The sequence below is a fragment of the Tabrizicola sp. genome, assembly GCF_030694085.1.
Taxonomy (GTDB): Bacteria; Pseudomonadota; Alphaproteobacteria; order Rhodobacterales; family Rhodobacteraceae; genus Tabrizicola.
The window spans coordinates 25,142-40,785 of sequence record NZ_JAUXZE010000085.1; the positions used below are offsets into that span (position 1 = coordinate 25,142).

Consider the following 15,644-nt stretch of genomic DNA (forward strand, 5'->3'; position numbering starts at 1 on the left):
CGGGGGGTCAAGGGTTCGGCGCAACCCCGCCCCAGACGCCTCAATCCGCCAGGCCGTCTTCCTCCAGCAAGGTCCGCCCCTGCCGATCCTCCAGCTCGATCACCCAGAGGTCGGGGTCACGGCCCCTGGTGCGCGAGACAAGCGCATCCACCTCCGCCTCCGACCCCTCGGCCAGCAGGATCCAGGCCCGCGCCCCGGTCATCAGGTCCGACCGACGCTCGTAGGCCCGCGCGGTGCCGTCCAGGAGCGCCACCTTCACCACCACCGCGCCCGCTTCCGCATCGCCCTTGGCTGTCACATAGGTCGGAATATCCGCCAGCCGCAGCCGGGTCAGATAAGCCGCGACCCAGATGCCCGAGGCAAGCCGAGGCGTCATCGCACCACGCCCGGGCCGGGACCAAATTCCTTCGAAGGAATTTGCCCGAACTCTTCGAAGAATTCGGGGCCGCGCCCACGCATCGCCATCCTTGAAATCCAGACCCATCTCGGAATAGCGCTCGGCTTCTTCAAGCCAGTTCGGCCGCACCTTCACCTGCAGGAACAGGTGCACCGTCCGGCCCAGGAATTCCGAGATATCCGCCCGCGCCGCCTGACCGATGGCCTTGATCGTCTCGCCCCGGTTGCCCAGCACGATCCCCTTGTGGCCGTCCCGCGCGACATAGACGATCTGGTCGATCCGGGTCGTCCCGTCGGGCTTGTCCTCCCACTTTTCGGTTTCCACGGTCAGCTGGTAGGGCAGTTCCTCGTGCAGCCGCAGGGTCAGCTTTTCGCGCGTCATCTCGGCCGCGATCATCCGCATCGGCAGGTCGGCAATCTGGTCCTCCGGGTAGAACCACGGGCCCTCGGGCACTTCGGCCGCCAGCCATTCGCGCAGGTCGGCGACGCCGTACCCTTTCTCGGCGCTGATCATGAAGGTCTTGGCGAAGGGAAATGCCTCATTCGCCTCTTCGGCCAGAGCCAGCAGCGTCTCGGCTTTCACCCGGTCCAGCTTGTTGATGGCAAGCGCCACCGACTTGCCCCTCGGCATCTCGTCGCGCAGCCGGTCGATGATCGCCTTGGCACCTTCGGTCAGCCCGCGCTGCGCCTCGATCAAGAGGACGATGATATCGGCGTCCGAAGCCCCGCCCCAGGCCGCCTTGACCATGCTTCGGTCCAGCCGCCGCCGGGGCCGGAAGATGCCGGGCGTGTCCACAAAGACGATCTGGCTTTGTCCCTCCATGCAGACCCCCCGGATGCGGGTCCGAGTCGTCTGCACCTTGTGCGTGACGATACTGACCTTCGCCCCCACCATCCGGTTCAGAAGCGTGGACTTGCCCGCGTTGGGCTCTCCGATCAGGGCGACGAAGCCCGCGCGCGTGGTCATGGGGTGCAGCGATCCTTTGTTGATCTACGCCAGATACGCGACAGACGCGGAAAATGCCAGTTGGCATCGGCAAACCCGCGGATCATCCTTGCTTTGCTGAACAGACGAGTCGCGTGGCATGGGACTTTTACGTCGCCTCCTCCGGGCCTTCACCCGGTCCAGCCGACCGAAAGCGGTTTTTGTCCGGCGTCAGACCACGATCGAGAGAGATTACCAGAACCGGCCCCCGCGCGTCGTTGTCCACCAACGGACCGAGATCCGGGTCGTTGAGGTCACAGAGCTTCGTGGTCGCGCCTGGGTCATCGATGGCGATACGCTCGACATCGCTGGAACGCGCGTCCGCCTTGCTGGCGTGGATGCCCCCGAGATCGACCACCCCTACGGCCAGAGCGCCAAGTGGACGCTGGTCAATCTGTGCAAGGGGCAAGAGGTGCGGGCCGTGTTCGACGGGGACTTGTCGCATGACCGGACTGTCGCGACCTGCTATCTGCCCGACGGGCGCGATCTGTCTGCCGAGATGGTGAAGGCAGGACTGGCGATCGACTGGCCCAAGTTTTCACGCGGGAAGTATGCGACGATGGAGGTCCCCGGCATCCGCCGGAAGCTTTGGCGCTGCGACGCGCGGCAAAAGGGGCTGATGCCGCCAAGCCTGCCCGACTAGGCTTCGCCCGTCTCCATCCGTTGCAAGAGCGTCCGCGCCGCCGCCTGTTCCGCCACCCGCTTCGACCCGGCTTCGGCTTCAGCTGTCGCGCCATTGGCCAGCGTCACCCGCACCGTAAACAAGGGGGCATGGTCGGGCCCGCTACGCCCGGCTTCCTCATAGCTGGGCGGTGCCATGCCACGCGCCTGCGCCCATTCCTGCAAACTGGTCTTTGCGTCCCGCGCGTCCGGTTCCACCGCCGCGATCCGGTCGCGCCACAGCCGCAGGACCAGAGCCCGTGCCGCCTCAAACCCCGCGTCCTGGTAGACGGCGGCGATCACTGCCTCCATCGCGTCGCCCAGAAGCGCCTCTTTCCGCCGGCCTCCGGTCAGCATCTCGCTGCGACCCAGCTTCAGCACATCGCCCAGGCCCACCTCGCGCGCGACGTCGGCGCAGGTCTCCTTGCGGACCAGCGCGTTGAACCGCGGGGCCAGCTGGCCCTCGCGCGCGGCTTCGTCGGCGGAGAGCAGAGCCTCGGCCATCACCAGCCCAAGAACCCGGTCGCCCAGGAATTCCAGCCGTTGGTTGTCCGGCCGCGTGGCGGTGCCGATCGAGGCATGCGTCACCGCGCGTACCAGCAGATCGGGCTTGCGAAAGGTGTGCCCGAGGCGGCCCTGGAAAGCCAGCAGGTCCGCCGCCAACCTCACGCGATCACCCTCACTCGATAGCCTTGAAGAAGCGTTCGGCGCGCCAGGTCCAGAAGTAGAACAGGCTCCGCCCGGCCGACGAGAACATGATCCGGTCCGCCCGGCCGATCAGGAACTCGGCTGGCAGGAAGCCCACGCCGCCCACCGACTGCGGGAAGCGGCTGTCGGTCGAGTTGTCGCGGTTGTCACCCATCACGAAGTAATGGCCCGCAGGCACGGTGAAGATGTCGGTGTTGTCGCCCGCGCCGTCCGTGTCGATGTTCAGCACATGGTGCTGGCGACCCTCTGGCAAAGTCTCGATGAACCGGCTCTTGGTGCAGATACCACCCTCGCCCACCGCGCCGTTCTCGCAGCGCGGGCGGTTGCGCATCGGGCCTTGCGCCTCCATCATCTCTTCGAAGACGCCGTCCGGGGTCTGCGGCGCCGCAACGCCGTTGATGTAAAGGAGGCCGTCCCGCATCTGCATCTTGTCGCCCGGCAGACCGACCAGCCGCTTGATATAGTCGGACCCCGCCGTGGGATGACGGAACACGACCACGTCGCCCCGCTCGGGGTCCGATCCCAGCACCCGGCCCGAGACCGGGCAGAGGCTGATCGTGGTGAACGGGATTTCGCAGGAATAGCGCGAATAGCCGTAGGCCATCTTGTTGACGAAGAGGAAGTCGCCGATCAGCAGCGTGTCCTTCATCGACTCGGACGGAATCCAGAACGGCTGGAACAGGATCGACCGGAACGCGATAGCGATCACCAGCGCCCAGAAGACCGTCTTGATCGTCTCGACGATGCCGCCATCGCCCTTGTTGCCGCTCGCCATGCCTGTCCTGCCTCTTCTCGGTTTGCCGCTTCTTGCGCGCAAGCACGGGGCGAAGTCAAGGCAACCGGCTCTTGCCGCGCGGCCGGTCGGTCGGCACCACCACCTCGGCGCGGAAGTCGGGACCCTTCGTCGGCGCGGCAGCGACCAGCGTCCAGAAGCGCCCGACCGGAGGGATGTTGCTGGCGACCACCTTGCGCATCCCCGGCACATGCACTGTCATGCGGTGACGACTGCCCGTCCCCGGCAGGATGCCGCTTGGCACCGGCTCGGGTCCCACCGAGGCGGGCAGGTCAAAGCGGAACGGCAGGCCCTGTGTGGCGTCCGTCTCGGCCGCCGCTGTCCTTTCGCCAGTCCAGACCGGAAAATTCGAGGTCTTGAATTCGCCGTTGTCTTCGAACTGGTGCACGTCGAAACAGGTCAGCACCAGCCGGAACGGTCCCGTCGCTGCAACCGGCTTTTGCACCCGCAAATGACCGGCGAAGGGCCCGCCAAGGCGCAGATACCCCGGAGGGCCGATCTCCAGAACCGTATCCCCGAAGGCCCGATGCCGCATCTCGTTGCGGGCCGCCTTTACGCCGAACCAGCCCGCCACCCCAAGCAGCCCCAGGATCATGATCGAGAACGGATTGACGAAATCGGGATCGTTCGGGTCGAAGCTGTCGGGCCAGCCGATCATCCAGCCCAGCCACCCGGCCCCGCCCAGCGCCGCCACCGAAATTCCCGCCGCAGCCAGCGCCTCGATCCGGGGCGAGAACTGTGGCTGGGACATCGGTCACCCCTTTGCAGCGATGGGCCTTGCTTCGATCACCACGAAAGCTTGCGCCCAAGGGTGGTCATCGGTCAAGGTGACATGGATCACCGCCTCGTGCCCCGCAGGCGTCATCGCGCGCAGCCGTTCCGCCGCCCAGCCCGTCACATGCATCACTGGCTGGCCTGACCGCAGGTTCGTCACTGCCATGTCTTTCCAGGAAATTCCCATCCGCAGTCCCGTGCCCAGCGCCTTGGAACAGGCCTCCTTCGCCGCCCAGCGTTTCGCATAGGTGGCCGCAATGGCACGCTTGCGGCTTTCGGCCTTGAGCTGCTCGATCTCGGTGAAGACCCGCATCTTGAAGCGGTCGCCGTGGCGGGTCAGCGTCGCCTCGATCCGCTCGATGTTGGCAAGGTCGGTGCCGATGCCCAGGATCATGACGCTTTCCCCCACCGTAGCCCGCAGGTGATCAGCCTGCCTCGGCAAACTCATGGCAGAGTTGCCCGGCCTCTTCCAGCGCCAGCGTGATCTGCAGAAGGCCGCAGGTGCGGGTGCCCCCCGGTCCGATCGAATGGTGGCGGCAGTCCCGGCACATGCCAAAGCTCTTGCCCCCCGCCGAGGCGATCAGGCTGCGCAGCAGGGTCCGGGCGGCCTGCACCGCCTCGGCCGTCTCTGCCTTGGCCGTGCTGGCCAACCAGCCCTCGACCAGCGTCCGCCCGCCTTCGGTCAGGGCATAGCGCCGCTGCCGCCGGTCACCCTCGGTCGCTTCCTCGGTGATCAGCCCCTTTTCGGCCAGGGACTTGAGCGTCTGGGATGCCGTGCCGCGCGTCGTCGCCAGATAGTCCGCGATGACCGACGGGCTGCGCGAGAAGCGGTTCGCCCGCGCCAGATATTCCAGCGTCGCGCATTGCGCATCGGTCAGCGTGACCGCGCGGCGTCGCGCTGCATGCAGGCGCGCGATCCGGTCCAGAAGCAGCATGACCTCGGTCTGGGGCATCATCGCCATATCGTATGGACTCGCTATCAGTTTTGCAATAGTTTCGATTCGCTATCATATGGAGCCAAGCCATGAAACCTCTCTGCTTCCTCGCCATCCTGCTTGCACCGGGCCTTGCCCTGGCCGATGTCACCTCGCCCGCCGACGCCGGCAGGGTGGCCAGCTTCGACATCCTTTCGGCCAAGGTAACCCGCACTGACGCCACGCTGACCTTCCGCATGGCGACCGCCGGGACGGCCGGGGTCGATACACCGGCCCCGATCGGCGCGCTCGCGGGCGCGCCGGTCCACGCCTATGTCTGGCCGACCAGCCTTGACCCGGCCACGGTCGGGTTCGAACCCGCGACCGGCATCCTCGCCCTCGCGGCGACCAGCCACCCGGACTTCGACGACACGCCGCTATACGACGAAAACGGTGACGGCGACCCGGCCAACGACGGGCTGGACTGGCACAGCCACTGGGTCGTCCTGGTCCCGTCCGAAGACTGCGGACCCGGCGCCCTGGCCGTGCGGGACATCCCGGAAGGCGCGACGCCACGACTGCCGAAAACCTGGCCGGGCCTGCCGCTTTTCATCGACAGCCCCGACGTGACGCCGGTGTTCGATGGCCCCGTGGTCAGCGTCGCAATCGAAGTCCAGGGGGCCGAGGGCGCATCCTTCGACGGCGTGACCTCTGCCCTGCGCGTCAATGCGAACCTGCACGCGCCGCTTCTGTGCGTGACCGACGTCTTCGACATCGCCTCGGGTGATCTGTCCCTGCCCGGCCGGATCGACTGAACCAGTGCCCCTGGCGCGTGTCAGCCGCGCGCCAGGTCCATCCGGCGGCGCATCTCCTCGATTGCAGGTTCCAGCCCCCGGAAGATCGCCTCGCCGATCAGGAAATGTCCGATGTTCAACTCGGTCAGTTCGGGGATCGCGGCGATGGGTTCCACGTTGTCATAGGTCAGCCCGTGACCGGCATGGACCTCCAGCCCAAGGCTCGCGGCATACTCCGCCCCGGCCTGAAGCGAGAGAAGTTCCCGCTCGGCCAGACTTCCGTGACCGTCCGCCAGCAGTTCCGAATATAGCCCGGTGTGCAGTTCCACCACCGCTGCGCCGATCCGGGCGCTGGCTTCGATCTGACGGGGGTCGTGGCTGATGAACATGCTGACCCGACACCCGGCCTCACGCAGAGGCGTGATGAAATCCGCCAGCCGGTTCTGGTCCGATGCGACGTCAAGCCCACCTTCGGTCGTCCTCTCCTCGCGCTTTTCCGGCACAAGGCAGATGGCGTGCGGCTTGTGGTGCAAGGCGATGGCCTGCATCTCGGCCGTGGCGGCACATTCGAAGTTCAGCGGTATGGCGATCCCCGCCATCAGGGCCTCGATGTCGGCGTCGCGGATGTGGCGGCGGTCCTCGCGCAGGTGTGCGGTGATCCCGTCGGCCCCCGCCGTTTCGGCCAGCAGCGCCGCGCGCAGCGGATCGGGCCAGGCGCTGCCGCGGGCATTGCGCACCGTGGCCACGTGGTCGATGTTCACCCCAAGCCGAAGCTTGCCGGGCTTTTGCAGTGCTTGGTTCATTCCGGTCTTCCCGCGTTTTCCGACAGTCTAGGGCGTTCCCGGGCTGTCGTCACTGTCCTCGCCGCCTTTTTCGCTGCGCAGCTTCAGTTTGGCCGCCGCCTCGGCCAGCTTGGCCCGCATCTTCTTCCGCCGCTCGGCCCGTTCATGCGCGGTTGCGGCACGCGCCTTCTGATAGGCTTCGACCAGCGGGATGGTAAGGTAATAGGCAATGGTGCTGATGACCACGGCCGGCCCCAGTGCCCCGATCAGATAGGGCACATAGATTTCGTGCCAGAACTGGATCAGCCCGTCCCATTGCGTCTTCTGCGGCCCGAACATCGCCAGAATATTGAACCACAGGTCATGTCCGGCGTCAGCGAAGGCGCGACCGATGTAATGAGCGTTCAGCGGTGCCTCGATCCCCATGATCCAGTGACCGAGCGTCATCGCCAGCACGGCGAAGAAGGGCGTCGTCACCGGGTTGGTGTTGAAGGTCCCCAGAAGGGCTGCCAGCACATTGCCGCGGACCAGGCGCGCCGCGCCCCAGGCCGCAAGGAACTGCAGCCCCGGCAATGGCAGGAACCCGATGAAGAACCCGGCAAAGACCCCGCGCGCCACCCGGTGCGGCTGGTCCGGCAGCCGTCGCATCCGGTAGACGACATAACGTGTCGCCCGCTTGAAGCCCGAGCGCGGATAGACCTGCTCGCGCAGCCAAGCGCCCCAGCCCAACTTGTCCCTACGCCTGAAAACCAACGTCGCCTCTCTGCCGGGCCCTACCCCCGCTGTCCGACCCTATGGCCGGCGTGTCAAATCCCGATGACGCGATATCTGCGCCACATCTGTCTCGGCTTCCAGCGCCGTCATGACCATGTGCAGATGTTCGACGTCGCGCAAGTCCACGTCAATGATAACGCGATAGAAATCGGGTTTCCGATCGGTGAACCGCAGGTCCGAGATGTTCGCTTTCTGCTCTCCGACCAGGGTGCAGATGCGTCCAAGTACCCCGGCATCGTTCGAAATCGTAAGATCCAGGCTGACGGTGAACACGGGCTTGTGACGGCCCGAGTGCCAGTGCAGGTCCACCCAGCGCGAGGTCTGGTCCTCGAACTCTTCCAGCGCAGGGCAGTCGATGGCGTGGACCACGACGCCCTGCCCGCGATAGGTGATGCCCACGATCCTCTCGCCGGGGACAGGCTGGCAGCACTGCGCGCGGCGGAAGGTCTGGTCGGCGGTCAGCCCCACGACCGGGCGCTTGCTGTCGACTTCCTCTGCCACCGCCTGCGCCAGTTCGGGATACAGCGTCTCCACCACCCGCCGGGCCGGCAATTCCGCCGATCCAAGCCGCGCCAGAAGGTCGTTCTCGTCCGCCAAGCCCAGCATCTTCGCCGCCGTCCGCAGCGCCTTGTCGCTGGCTTTCTTGCCCACATGGTCGAACGCCGCCCGCGCCAGTTCCTGCCCCAGCTTGACGAACCGCCCCCGGTCCTCCTCGCGCAAGCTCCGCCGGATCGCCGCTTTCGCCCGGCCCGTCGTCACGATGTCGATCCAGCTGGACTGCGGGCGCTGCCCTTCCGCCGTGATGATCTCGATCGACTGGCCGTTCTTCAGCCGCGTCCACAACGGCACCCGGATGCCGTCGATCTTGGCCGACACGCAGGAATTCCCGATCCGCGTATGGATCGCATAGGCGAAGTCCAGCGGCGTCGCCCCGCGCGGCATCTGGATCACGTCGCCCTTCGGCGTGAAGCAGAACACCTGGTCCGAATACATCTCAAGCTTCACATGTTCGAGGAACTCGTCCGTGTCGCCCTCGTCCAGCCGTTCGGTCAGCGTCGCAATCCACTTGGCCGGATCGACCGCAAACGGGTTCACCGCCCGCACGCCCTCACGATAGGACCAATGCGCTGCGACCCCGGCCTCGGCGACCTCGTGCATCTCGCGCGTGCGGATCTGCACCTCGACCCGCTTGCCATCCCGGCCAGACACAGTCGTGTGGATCGACCGATAGCCGTTGTTCTTCGGCTGGCTGATGTAATCCTTGAACCGCCCCGGCACCGCGCGCCATCTTTGGTGGATCACGCCCAGAATCCGGTAGCAATCCGCGACGGAACTGCAGATCACCCGAAAGCCGTAGATGTCCGACAGGCGCGAAAACGCCAGGTCCTTCTCCTGCATCTTCCGCCAGATCGAGAACGGCTTCTTCGCCCGACCGAACACATCGGCGTCGATCTGCGCCTTATCCAGCTCGTGCAGGATGTCCGCCGTGATCTTGTGGACGACGTCGCCCGATTCCTTCTGCAAGGTCAGAAACCGTCGCAGGATCGAATTACGCGCCTCGGGATTCAGGACCTTGAAGGACAGATCCTCCAGCTCCTCGCGCATCCACTGCATGCCCATCCGCCCGGCCAACGGAGCAAAGATCTCCATCGTTTCGCGCGCCTTCTGGGCCTGCTTTTCCGGCTTCATGCTCTTGATTGTCCGCATGTTGTGCAGACGGTCGGCCAGCTTGACCAGAATGACCCGCAGGTCCCGGCTCATCGCCATGAACAGCTTGCGGAAGTTCTCGGCCTGCTGATTTTCGGTGCTGGACAGCTGAAGGTTGGTCAGCTTGGTGACGCCGTCGACCAGCTCGGCCACTTCCGCGCCGAACATCGCTGCCACGTCGGCATAGGTCGACCGCGTGTCCTCGATCGTGTCGTGCAGCAGGGCGGTCACGATTGTTGCATCGTCCAGCCGCTGTTCGGTCAGGATCGCGGCCACGGCAACGGGATGGGTGAAATACGGCTCGCCCGACTTCCGCATCTGGCCTTCATGCATCTTCAACCCGTAGGCATAAGCCCGGCGGATCAGGTCAGAGTTGCAGCGCGGATTGTAATTGCGAACCAGGGCGATGAGGTCTTCGACGTCGATCATCACCGCCCCTTTGCGGGTCTTGTCCCCGTCAGAACTCGCCCTGGGCTTCCATCAAGGCGCGCAGCAGCTTTTCTTCCGACATGTCGTCGACCATCGGACGATCCATCTCGCCGCCCATCAGAAGCGCCATCTGGTCATCTTCGGGCTCGTCGACCTCGATCTGGGTCTGATAGCTTTCGATCATCCGCTCGCGCAGGACTTCGGCCTGCTGCGCCTCGTCCGCGATCTCGCGCAGGGCGACAACGGGGTTCTTGTCGTTGTCACGGTCCACCGTGACGGGCGAGCCCGCCTGGATCTCTCGCGCCCGATGGGCGGCAAGCATCACCAGCTCGAACCGGTTCGGGACCTTGTCAACGCAATCTTCGACCGTCACGCGGGCCATGGGATACTCCAATCGGAAGCTTCGCTGGAAGTGGCCTATTTATGCCGGTCGGACAGGCTTGACAAGCGGCAAATCGGGCAAAATCAAAGTGGTTTCACGGCCGCGCGTTCCGCTTCGGGCAAGGCCGCCAGCATCTCCGCCACGCTTTTGCCCGTGCGGGGATGCATCCAGTCCGGGGCGACATCGGCCAGCGGCACAAGGACGAAGGCACGGTCCTGCAGCCGTGGATGCGGCAGGATCAGCCGGTCGGGCTCTGCCTTCACCTGAGCCTCCGGCGGCAGCGCCCGCCAGAAATCCTGCGTCGCCGCATCAGGCGCCACCGAATCGCCCAGCGCCAAGAGATCAATGTCCAAAGTGCGCATTCCCCAGCGTTTGTTGCGAACCCGGCCAAAACGCTCTTCCACAACGTGTAGGGCCTCCAAGAGTGACGTTGCGTCACTTTGCTCGCCGACAGCGAGAACGGCCGCCGCATTCACATAATCCGGCCCAGTCCCGGCCGGAAAGCAGGGTGTTGCGTAGAACCGGCTAACCGCAAGAACTGAAAGGCCTTCTTTTGCAAGCGCTTTCAACGCCTGCCGAAGCGTCTCGGCCGGGGCCTCGCCCTCAAATGGCAAGTTTGCGCCAAGTGCAACCAAGGCGGGCGCACCTATCCTTTCATGCATCGGTTTTATCCTTTAGTTCTCTTGTGTGTAGCCGCGTCCGGCTGTTATTTACTGCGGGTTGGCCGTTGGATTTCCTGATTGCGTCTTTGGACTGACAAGGTTTCATCTGACGGCGACTTTGAGGGGACACAGAATGTTTTACAAAGACGAACGGCTTGCGCTGTTCATCGATGGATCCAACCTTTACGCCGCGGCCAAGGCACTGGGGTTCGACATCGACTACAAGCTCCTGCGAATGGAGTTCATGCGCCGGGGAAAGCTCTTGCGCGCCTTCTACTATACGGCGCTTCTGGAAAACGATGACTATTCTCCGATCCGGCCGCTGGTGGACTGGCTGCATTACAACGGCTTCACCATGCGCACCAAGCCCGCGAAAGAATACACCGACAGCCAGGGACGGCGGAAGGTGAAAGGCAACATGGACATCGAGCTTACCGTCGATGCGATGGAGCTTGCCGCACGGGTCGATCACATCGTGCTGTTCTCGGGCGACGGGGACTTCCGCCCGCTGGTGGAAAGCCTGCAGCGTCAGGGGGTTCGCGTGTCGGTCGTTTCGACCATTCGCAGCCAGCCGCCGATGATCGCCGACGAACTGCGCCGTCAGGCCGACAACTTCATCGAACTGGACGAGTTGCGCGAAGTCATCGGCCGTCCGCCGCGTGAACCGCGTCCCGTGACCAGCGAAGAGGCTGTGGTCGACGCGAAGTGAGCCTTGCAACCATCATGACCGGGGCACGGGGGCCCTGGTCATGATCGCTCTTGCAGGCCTGTTTCTTGCGGCCTTCCTGGCGGCGACGCCGGTGCCTTTCCAGTCCGAACTGGTCTTCCTGGGTCTGCAAGCCGCAGGATCGGACACCTTTGCCCTGATCCTCGTGGCATCGATCGGCAATACGCTGGGGTCTTGCGTCACTTATGTCCTTGGCCGCTGGCTTTCTGAACAGCGCGATCACCGCTGGTTTCCGCTGCGGCCCGTGCAGATGGCCCGGGCCGAGGGTTGGTTCCGGCGCTGGGGTCTGTGGCTTCTGCTGCTGTCCTGGGCACCTTTCGGTGACATGATCGTCGCGGTGTCGGGCGTACTGCGGGTGCCGTTCCCGGTGTTCCTTGTGCTGGTCGCGCTGGCCAAGACCGGGCGCTACATCGTGCTGGGCTGGCTCGGATCGGCGGCGTTCGAGGTCTAGACCGAAGGCTGGCCGATCCATTTCTGGCTCTCCTCGCGGCGGCGGCTCCGACGAGAAGACGCAGTCGCACGAGGAGGTTTTTGGTCAACACATCCTGAACGACCACGCCCAACTCGTTGAATTCGTTCAGCACACCAAGCCTGCCCTGCGTGGACACTGGACGCCTGCCCCCGCAGCCCTTAAGTCTGTCCCAACCGCCCTGCCGGAGCCCGCGATGCCCCCCAATCTGCCCCGCGTCCTGCCCCCCCTCACTCTTTACCTCGCCGCCCCCCGCGGCTTCTGTGCCGGGGTGGACCGCGCGATCAAGATCGTCGAGATGGCGATCCAGAAATGGGGCGCGCCCGTTTACGTCCGCCACGAGATCGTCCACAACAAATTCGTCGTCGACGCCCTGAAGGCCCAGGGCGCGATCTTCGTCGAGGAACTGGACGACTGCCCCACCGACCGCCCCGTCGTCTTTTCCGCCCACGGCGTCCCGAAGTCCGTCCCCGCCGAAGCCAGCCGCCGCCAGATGATCGCCGTCGACGCCACCTGCCCCCTCGTCACCAAGGTCCACAACGAAGCCGCCCGCCACCATGAAGCCGGCACCCAGATGATCTACATCGGCCACGACGGCCACCCCGAGACGGTGGGCACGATGGGCCAGCTTCCCCCCGGTGAGGTCCTCCTTGTGGAAACCGTCGCCGACGTCGCTACCCTGCAAGTCCGCGACCCCGCGAAGCTGGCCTTCATCACCCAGACCACCCTTTCCGTCGACGACACGGCCGAGATCGCCGCCGCCCTGAAGGCCCGCTTCCCCCTGATCCACGCCCCCGCCCACGACGACATCTGCTATGCCACCACGAACCGCCAGGCCGCCGTCAAGGCCGTCGCCCCCAGGATCGACGCCCTGCTCGTCATCGGCGCGCCCAACTCCTCGAACTCCAAGCGCCTTGTCGAGGTCGGCACGGCAGCGGGCTGCCCCTATTCCATGCTGATCCAGCGCGCGACCGACATCGACTGGCGCGCCCTGGAAGGCGTCCGCGCCGTAGGCCTCACCGCCGGGGCCAGCGCGCCCGAGGTTCTGGTCAACGAAGTCGTCGACGCCTTCCGCGCCCGCTACACCGTCACGGTAGACCTCGTCGAGACCGCCGTCGAAGACATCGAATTCAAGGTCCCCCGCATCCTGCGTGAGCCGGCATGACCGATTGGGTCGCCTTCGAAGGTCGGGTTGAACCCCTGATCTGGGGGCGGGCGACCTACACCATCCTGCGTCTTCCCGAAGCCGCCCTGGACGCCCTCGGGCCCTGTCGCCGCGTCGAAGGCGAGATCGCGGAGCATCCGGTGAACCTCGCCCTCTCCCGCGCGCCGGGGGTGGAGGGGGTATTCCTCTGGACAGGGCAAAGTCTTCTGCACCGTATCGGTCTCCAACCGGGCGAGCCGGTCGATATTCGCCTGCGCCCCGCCCCGGACGACAACGTCGATCCTGACCCTGATGTCGAAGCCGCGCTGCGTTCGGGCGGGGTGCTGGAAGCCTGGGAGGCGCTTACGCCCGGCAAAAGGCGCGGGCTGCTCTATCAGATCGCGACAGCCAAGACCGACACGACCCGACAGAAACGTATCCAACGCCTTGTCGAGGACCTTACATGACCCGCCTTCTGCCGCTCGCTGCCCTGCTGTTGTCGATTGTCCCGGCTCAGGCCCAGGAGGCCCAGGAGGCCCAGGCCCTTGCGGAATACTGGACCAACAACGGCAGCCTGCCGCCGGAATATGCCTGGGAGACTACAATCACGATCGGGGACGACGGTCGGCTGATCCTCAAGCACTGCAAGGGGTACCAGACCGACGGCTGCAAGACCCGCCGCGCCAAGGTCACGCCAGAGGCGCTGGTGGCCATCCGGTCCGCAGCTATTGCCAGCGGCCTTGCAGACAAACCCGCGCGCGACACCGAGATGCCAATCGTGGGCAGCGGGCTGACAGGTGGGGTCGTCTACCTGGACGGCGTCAAGATCATCCTTCTTGAACAGCCCGCCGACCCCGATGTTCCGCGGGTGGGCAAGGTGCTGGACGCCATAGCGGCGGCCATCCCGGCACGGTTCGACCGCTTCCTAAACGCAGAGTGACCACTGGTCTTGGGCTGCCGCTCAGGCTAGATCAGCCAGATGACCGATGATGCCCGCATCCCGCGACCTGCCCTTCTTCTTGGCCTTGCCGGGCTGATCCCCTTCCTTTGGTCGGCGGCCACGCATCTTTCGCCCGCCCTCTCGGCCTGGGCCGGTCAGTTCCTTCAGCCCATGTTCCTGGGCGCCTATGTCGGCCTGACCTATGGCACCGTCATCCTGTCCTTCATGTCCGGCGTCCTCTGGGGCTTTGCGACCAGGGCCGAGGGCCGCGAGGCCGCCATAGCCTATACCCTGTCGGTCATTCCGGCACTTTGGGCCTTCCTCATGGTCTCTGACGCCTCGGACACCTCGACGATCTTCCTGGCTGCGGGCTTCGTCGGCCTTCTTTTCATCGACGCGATGTTCCAGGCCTGGGGCCTTGCCCCGCGCTGGTGGCTGAGGCTGCGGGTCATGCTGACCGTGGTCGTCCTTGGCTGCCTTGCCATCCCGTTGCAGGCCTGACCCCATGCCCGAGCTTTTCGCCTATACTGATGGTGCCTGTTCCGGGAATCCCGGCCCCGGCGGCTGGGGTGTGCTGATGGTCGCGCGCGAGAACGGCGTCGTCGTAAAGGAACGCACCCTGCAGGGCGGCGAACCCCTGACCACCAACAACCGGATGGAACTTCTTGCCGCCATCTCGGCGCTGGAGGCGCTGACCCGACCGACCGAACTGACGATCGTCACCGACAGCGCCTATGTGAAGAACGGGATCACCGAGTGGATCTCGGGCTGGAAGCGCAAGGGCTGGCGGACAGCCGGAGGCAGCCCGGTCAAGAATGTCGAGCTTTGGCAAAGGCTTGAAGCCGCCGCCGCGACGCACAAGATCACCTGGCGCTGGATCAAGGGCCACGCCGGCCACGCCGAGAACGAGCGCGCGGATGAGCTGGCCCGTGCGGGCATGGCCCCATTCAAGGCCTCGGCATGACGATGCTGGATGCCCTCGATTACGCCTCGGTGCTGGTTTTCGCCCTGACCGGGGCGCTGGCTGCCAGCCGGTCGCAGCTGGATATCGTCGGCTTCATCTTCATCGCATGCCTCACCGCTGTTGGCGGCGGCACGCTGCGCGATGCGATCCTGAACCGTGAAGTCTTCTGGGTTGCCGACCCCCTGACCCTGGGAGTCGCCGCGCTGGCCGCCGTGCTGGTCTTCTTTACCGCTCACCTGCTGGAAAGTCGCTACCGCGCGCTGCTTTGGTTCGACGCCGCGGCCCTTGCCATCGCTGTGCCCGCCGGGGTCGCGGTGGCTTTGGCAGAAGCTCAGGCCTGGCCCATCGTCCTGGTCATGGGGATGATCACCGGCTGTCTGGGCGGCCTGATGCGCGACGTGGTTTGCAACGAGGTCCCGCTGGTCCTGAAACAGGGCGAGCTTTACGCGACCTGCGCCCTTGCCGGATCGCTGGGTGCGGTCCTGTCGCGAATTGCGGGCCTGGGCGACGGCCTGTCGCTTCTGATCTGCGCTGCCATCGTCTTTACGCTGCGGGCCGGCAGCATCGCGCTTGGCTGGCGCCTGCCGGTCTACAAGTCGCAACCCCCCAGTCCCGGTGCGCCCAAACGCTGAGGCTTGTC

The 15,644-nt window shown here is 65.4% G+C and carries 21 protein-coding genes and 1 pseudogene; 10 read left to right on the top strand and 12 right to left on the bottom strand.

The window, feature by feature from the left end; translation table 11 throughout:
- Window positions 1-40: 40 nt before the first annotated feature.
- Window positions 41-484 (bottom strand): DUF1491 family protein, encoded by a 444-nt coding sequence (locus Q8M85_RS20155; protein WP_371135319.1) that lies wholly within the window; start codon window positions 482-484, stop codon window positions 41-43.
- A pseudogene (era, locus tag Q8M85_RS20160) lies at window positions 458-1,363 on the bottom strand (GTPase Era); the annotation flags it as partial. The pseudogene era and the gene Q8M85_RS20155, both read right to left, overlap by 27 nt.
- 118 nt (window positions 1,364-1,481) lie before the next feature.
- On the opposite strand from era, the gene Q8M85_RS20165 reads away from it, so the two are divergent.
- Entirely contained in the window at window positions 1,482-2,024 is a 543-nt protein-coding gene (locus Q8M85_RS20165; protein WP_305547963.1) for a thermonuclease family protein, read from the top strand.
- Here the strand turns inward: Q8M85_RS20165 and rnc are convergent.
- The 5 genes from rnc to Q8M85_RS20190 are packed head-to-tail and all read right to left on the bottom strand — an operon-like array spanning window position 2,021 to window position 5,272.
- Window positions 2,021-2,710 carry a ribonuclease III gene (rnc, locus tag Q8M85_RS20170; RefSeq protein ID WP_305547965.1) on the bottom strand — a complete coding sequence of 230 codons (690 nt, stop codon included), beginning with the start codon at window positions 2,708-2,710 and terminating at the stop codon, window positions 2,021-2,023. The genes Q8M85_RS20165 and rnc overlap by 4 nt on opposite strands.
- A 10-nt stretch (window positions 2,711-2,720) precedes the next feature.
- Window positions 2,721-3,524, bottom strand: coding sequence for a signal peptidase I (gene lepB, locus Q8M85_RS20175; RefSeq protein WP_305547967.1), 804 nt, complete (start codon window positions 3,522-3,524; stop codon window positions 2,721-2,723).
- Window positions 3,525-3,579: 55 nt separating this feature from the next.
- Window positions 3,580-4,293 carry a hypothetical protein gene (locus Q8M85_RS20180; protein WP_305547969.1) on the bottom strand — a complete coding sequence of 238 codons (714 nt, stop codon included), beginning with the start codon at window positions 4,291-4,293 and terminating at the stop codon, window positions 3,580-3,582.
- A gap of 3 nt (window positions 4,294-4,296) precedes the next feature.
- A complete protein-coding gene (gene acpS / locus Q8M85_RS20185) occupies window positions 4,297-4,710 on the bottom strand; it encodes a holo-ACP synthase (protein ID WP_305547971.1) in 414 nt (137 codons plus the stop codon).
- 31 nt (window positions 4,711-4,741) lie between these two features.
- Window positions 4,742-5,272 carry a MarR family winged helix-turn-helix transcriptional regulator gene (locus Q8M85_RS20190; RefSeq protein WP_305547973.1) on the bottom strand — a complete coding sequence of 177 codons (531 nt, stop codon included), beginning with the start codon at window positions 5,270-5,272 and terminating at the stop codon, window positions 4,742-4,744.
- Between the two features lie 68 nt (window positions 5,273-5,340).
- Here Q8M85_RS20190 and Q8M85_RS20195 point away from each other — a divergent pair, with 68 nt between their 5' ends.
- Window positions 5,341-6,045 (top strand): hypothetical protein, encoded by a 705-nt coding sequence (locus tag Q8M85_RS20195; protein ID WP_305547975.1) that lies wholly within the window; start codon window positions 5,341-5,343, stop codon window positions 6,043-6,045.
- A 20-nt stretch (window positions 6,046-6,065) separates the two neighbouring features.
- Here Q8M85_RS20195 and Q8M85_RS20200 read toward each other — a convergent pair whose 3' ends face one another.
- The 5 genes from Q8M85_RS20200 to folK form a co-directional block, all read right to left on the bottom strand.
- Window positions 6,066-6,827, bottom strand: coding sequence for a pyridoxine 5'-phosphate synthase (locus tag Q8M85_RS20200; protein WP_305547977.1), 762 nt, complete (start codon window positions 6,825-6,827; stop codon window positions 6,066-6,068).
- A gap of 27 nt (window positions 6,828-6,854) precedes the next feature.
- Window positions 6,855-7,535 carry a DUF2062 domain-containing protein gene (locus Q8M85_RS20205; RefSeq protein ID WP_305547979.1) on the bottom strand — a complete coding sequence of 227 codons (681 nt, stop codon included), beginning with the start codon at window positions 7,533-7,535 and terminating at the stop codon, window positions 6,855-6,857.
- A 63-nt stretch (window positions 7,536-7,598) separates the two neighbouring features.
- Complete coding sequence (locus Q8M85_RS20210; RefSeq protein WP_305547981.1) at window positions 7,599-9,716, bottom strand: bifunctional (p)ppGpp synthetase/guanosine-3',5'-bis(diphosphate) 3'-pyrophosphohydrolase; 2,118 nt, start codon at window positions 9,714-9,716, stop codon at window positions 7,599-7,601.
- A 28-nt stretch (window positions 9,717-9,744) separates the two neighbouring features.
- Window positions 9,745-10,098, bottom strand: a complete 354-nt coding sequence (rpoZ, locus tag Q8M85_RS20215; RefSeq protein WP_305547984.1) for a DNA-directed RNA polymerase subunit omega — start codon at window positions 10,096-10,098, stop codon at window positions 9,745-9,747.
- 83 nt (window positions 10,099-10,181) lie between these two features.
- On the bottom strand, window positions 10,182-10,760 hold the full coding sequence (gene folK, locus Q8M85_RS20220; protein WP_305547986.1) for a 2-amino-4-hydroxy-6-hydroxymethyldihydropteridine diphosphokinase: 579 nt from the start codon (window positions 10,758-10,760) through the stop codon (window positions 10,182-10,184).
- 133 nt (window positions 10,761-10,893) lie between these two features.
- On the opposite strand from folK, the gene Q8M85_RS20225 reads away from it, so the two are divergent.
- The 8 genes from Q8M85_RS20225 (at window position 10,894) to Q8M85_RS20260 (ending at window position 15,636) form a co-directional block, all read left to right on the top strand.
- Window positions 10,894-11,469, top strand: a complete 576-nt coding sequence (locus Q8M85_RS20225) for an NYN domain-containing protein (RefSeq protein ID WP_305547988.1) — start codon at window positions 10,894-10,896, stop codon at window positions 11,467-11,469.
- Window positions 11,470-11,509: 40 nt separating this feature from the next.
- Entirely contained in the window at window positions 11,510-11,938 is a 429-nt protein-coding gene (locus Q8M85_RS20230) for a YqaA family protein (protein WP_305547990.1), read from the top strand.
- A 214-nt stretch (window positions 11,939-12,152) separates the two neighbouring features.
- On the top strand, window positions 12,153-13,121 hold the full coding sequence (gene ispH / locus Q8M85_RS20235) for a 4-hydroxy-3-methylbut-2-enyl diphosphate reductase (RefSeq protein ID WP_305547992.1): 969 nt from the start codon (window positions 12,153-12,155) through the stop codon (window positions 13,119-13,121).
- Window positions 13,118-13,567 carry a YdeI/OmpD-associated family protein gene (locus Q8M85_RS20240; protein ID WP_305547995.1) on the top strand — a complete coding sequence of 150 codons (450 nt, stop codon included), beginning with the start codon at window positions 13,118-13,120 and terminating at the stop codon, window positions 13,565-13,567. The genes ispH and Q8M85_RS20240 overlap by 4 nt, the downstream gene beginning before the upstream one ends.
- The gene (locus Q8M85_RS20245) at window positions 13,564-14,040 is read left to right on the top strand and encodes a hypothetical protein (protein ID WP_305547997.1); all 477 of its coding nucleotides are present in this window, start codon (window positions 13,564-13,566) and stop codon (window positions 14,038-14,040) included. The genes Q8M85_RS20240 and Q8M85_RS20245 overlap by 4 nt, the downstream gene beginning before the upstream one ends.
- Window positions 14,041-14,079: 39 nt before the next feature.
- Window positions 14,080-14,541 (top strand): DUF3429 domain-containing protein, encoded by a 462-nt coding sequence (locus Q8M85_RS20250; protein WP_305547999.1) that lies wholly within the window; start codon window positions 14,080-14,082, stop codon window positions 14,539-14,541.
- 4 nt (window positions 14,542-14,545) lie between these two features.
- Window positions 14,546-15,004, top strand: a complete 459-nt coding sequence (gene rnhA / locus Q8M85_RS20255; RefSeq protein ID WP_305548001.1) for a ribonuclease HI — start codon at window positions 14,546-14,548, stop codon at window positions 15,002-15,004.
- Window positions 15,001-15,636, top strand: coding sequence for a trimeric intracellular cation channel family protein (locus Q8M85_RS20260; protein ID WP_305548003.1), 636 nt, complete (start codon window positions 15,001-15,003; stop codon window positions 15,634-15,636). Before rnhA ends, Q8M85_RS20260 begins: the two co-directional genes overlap by 4 nt.
- The last annotated feature ends 8 nt before the right edge of the window (window positions 15,637-15,644 follow it).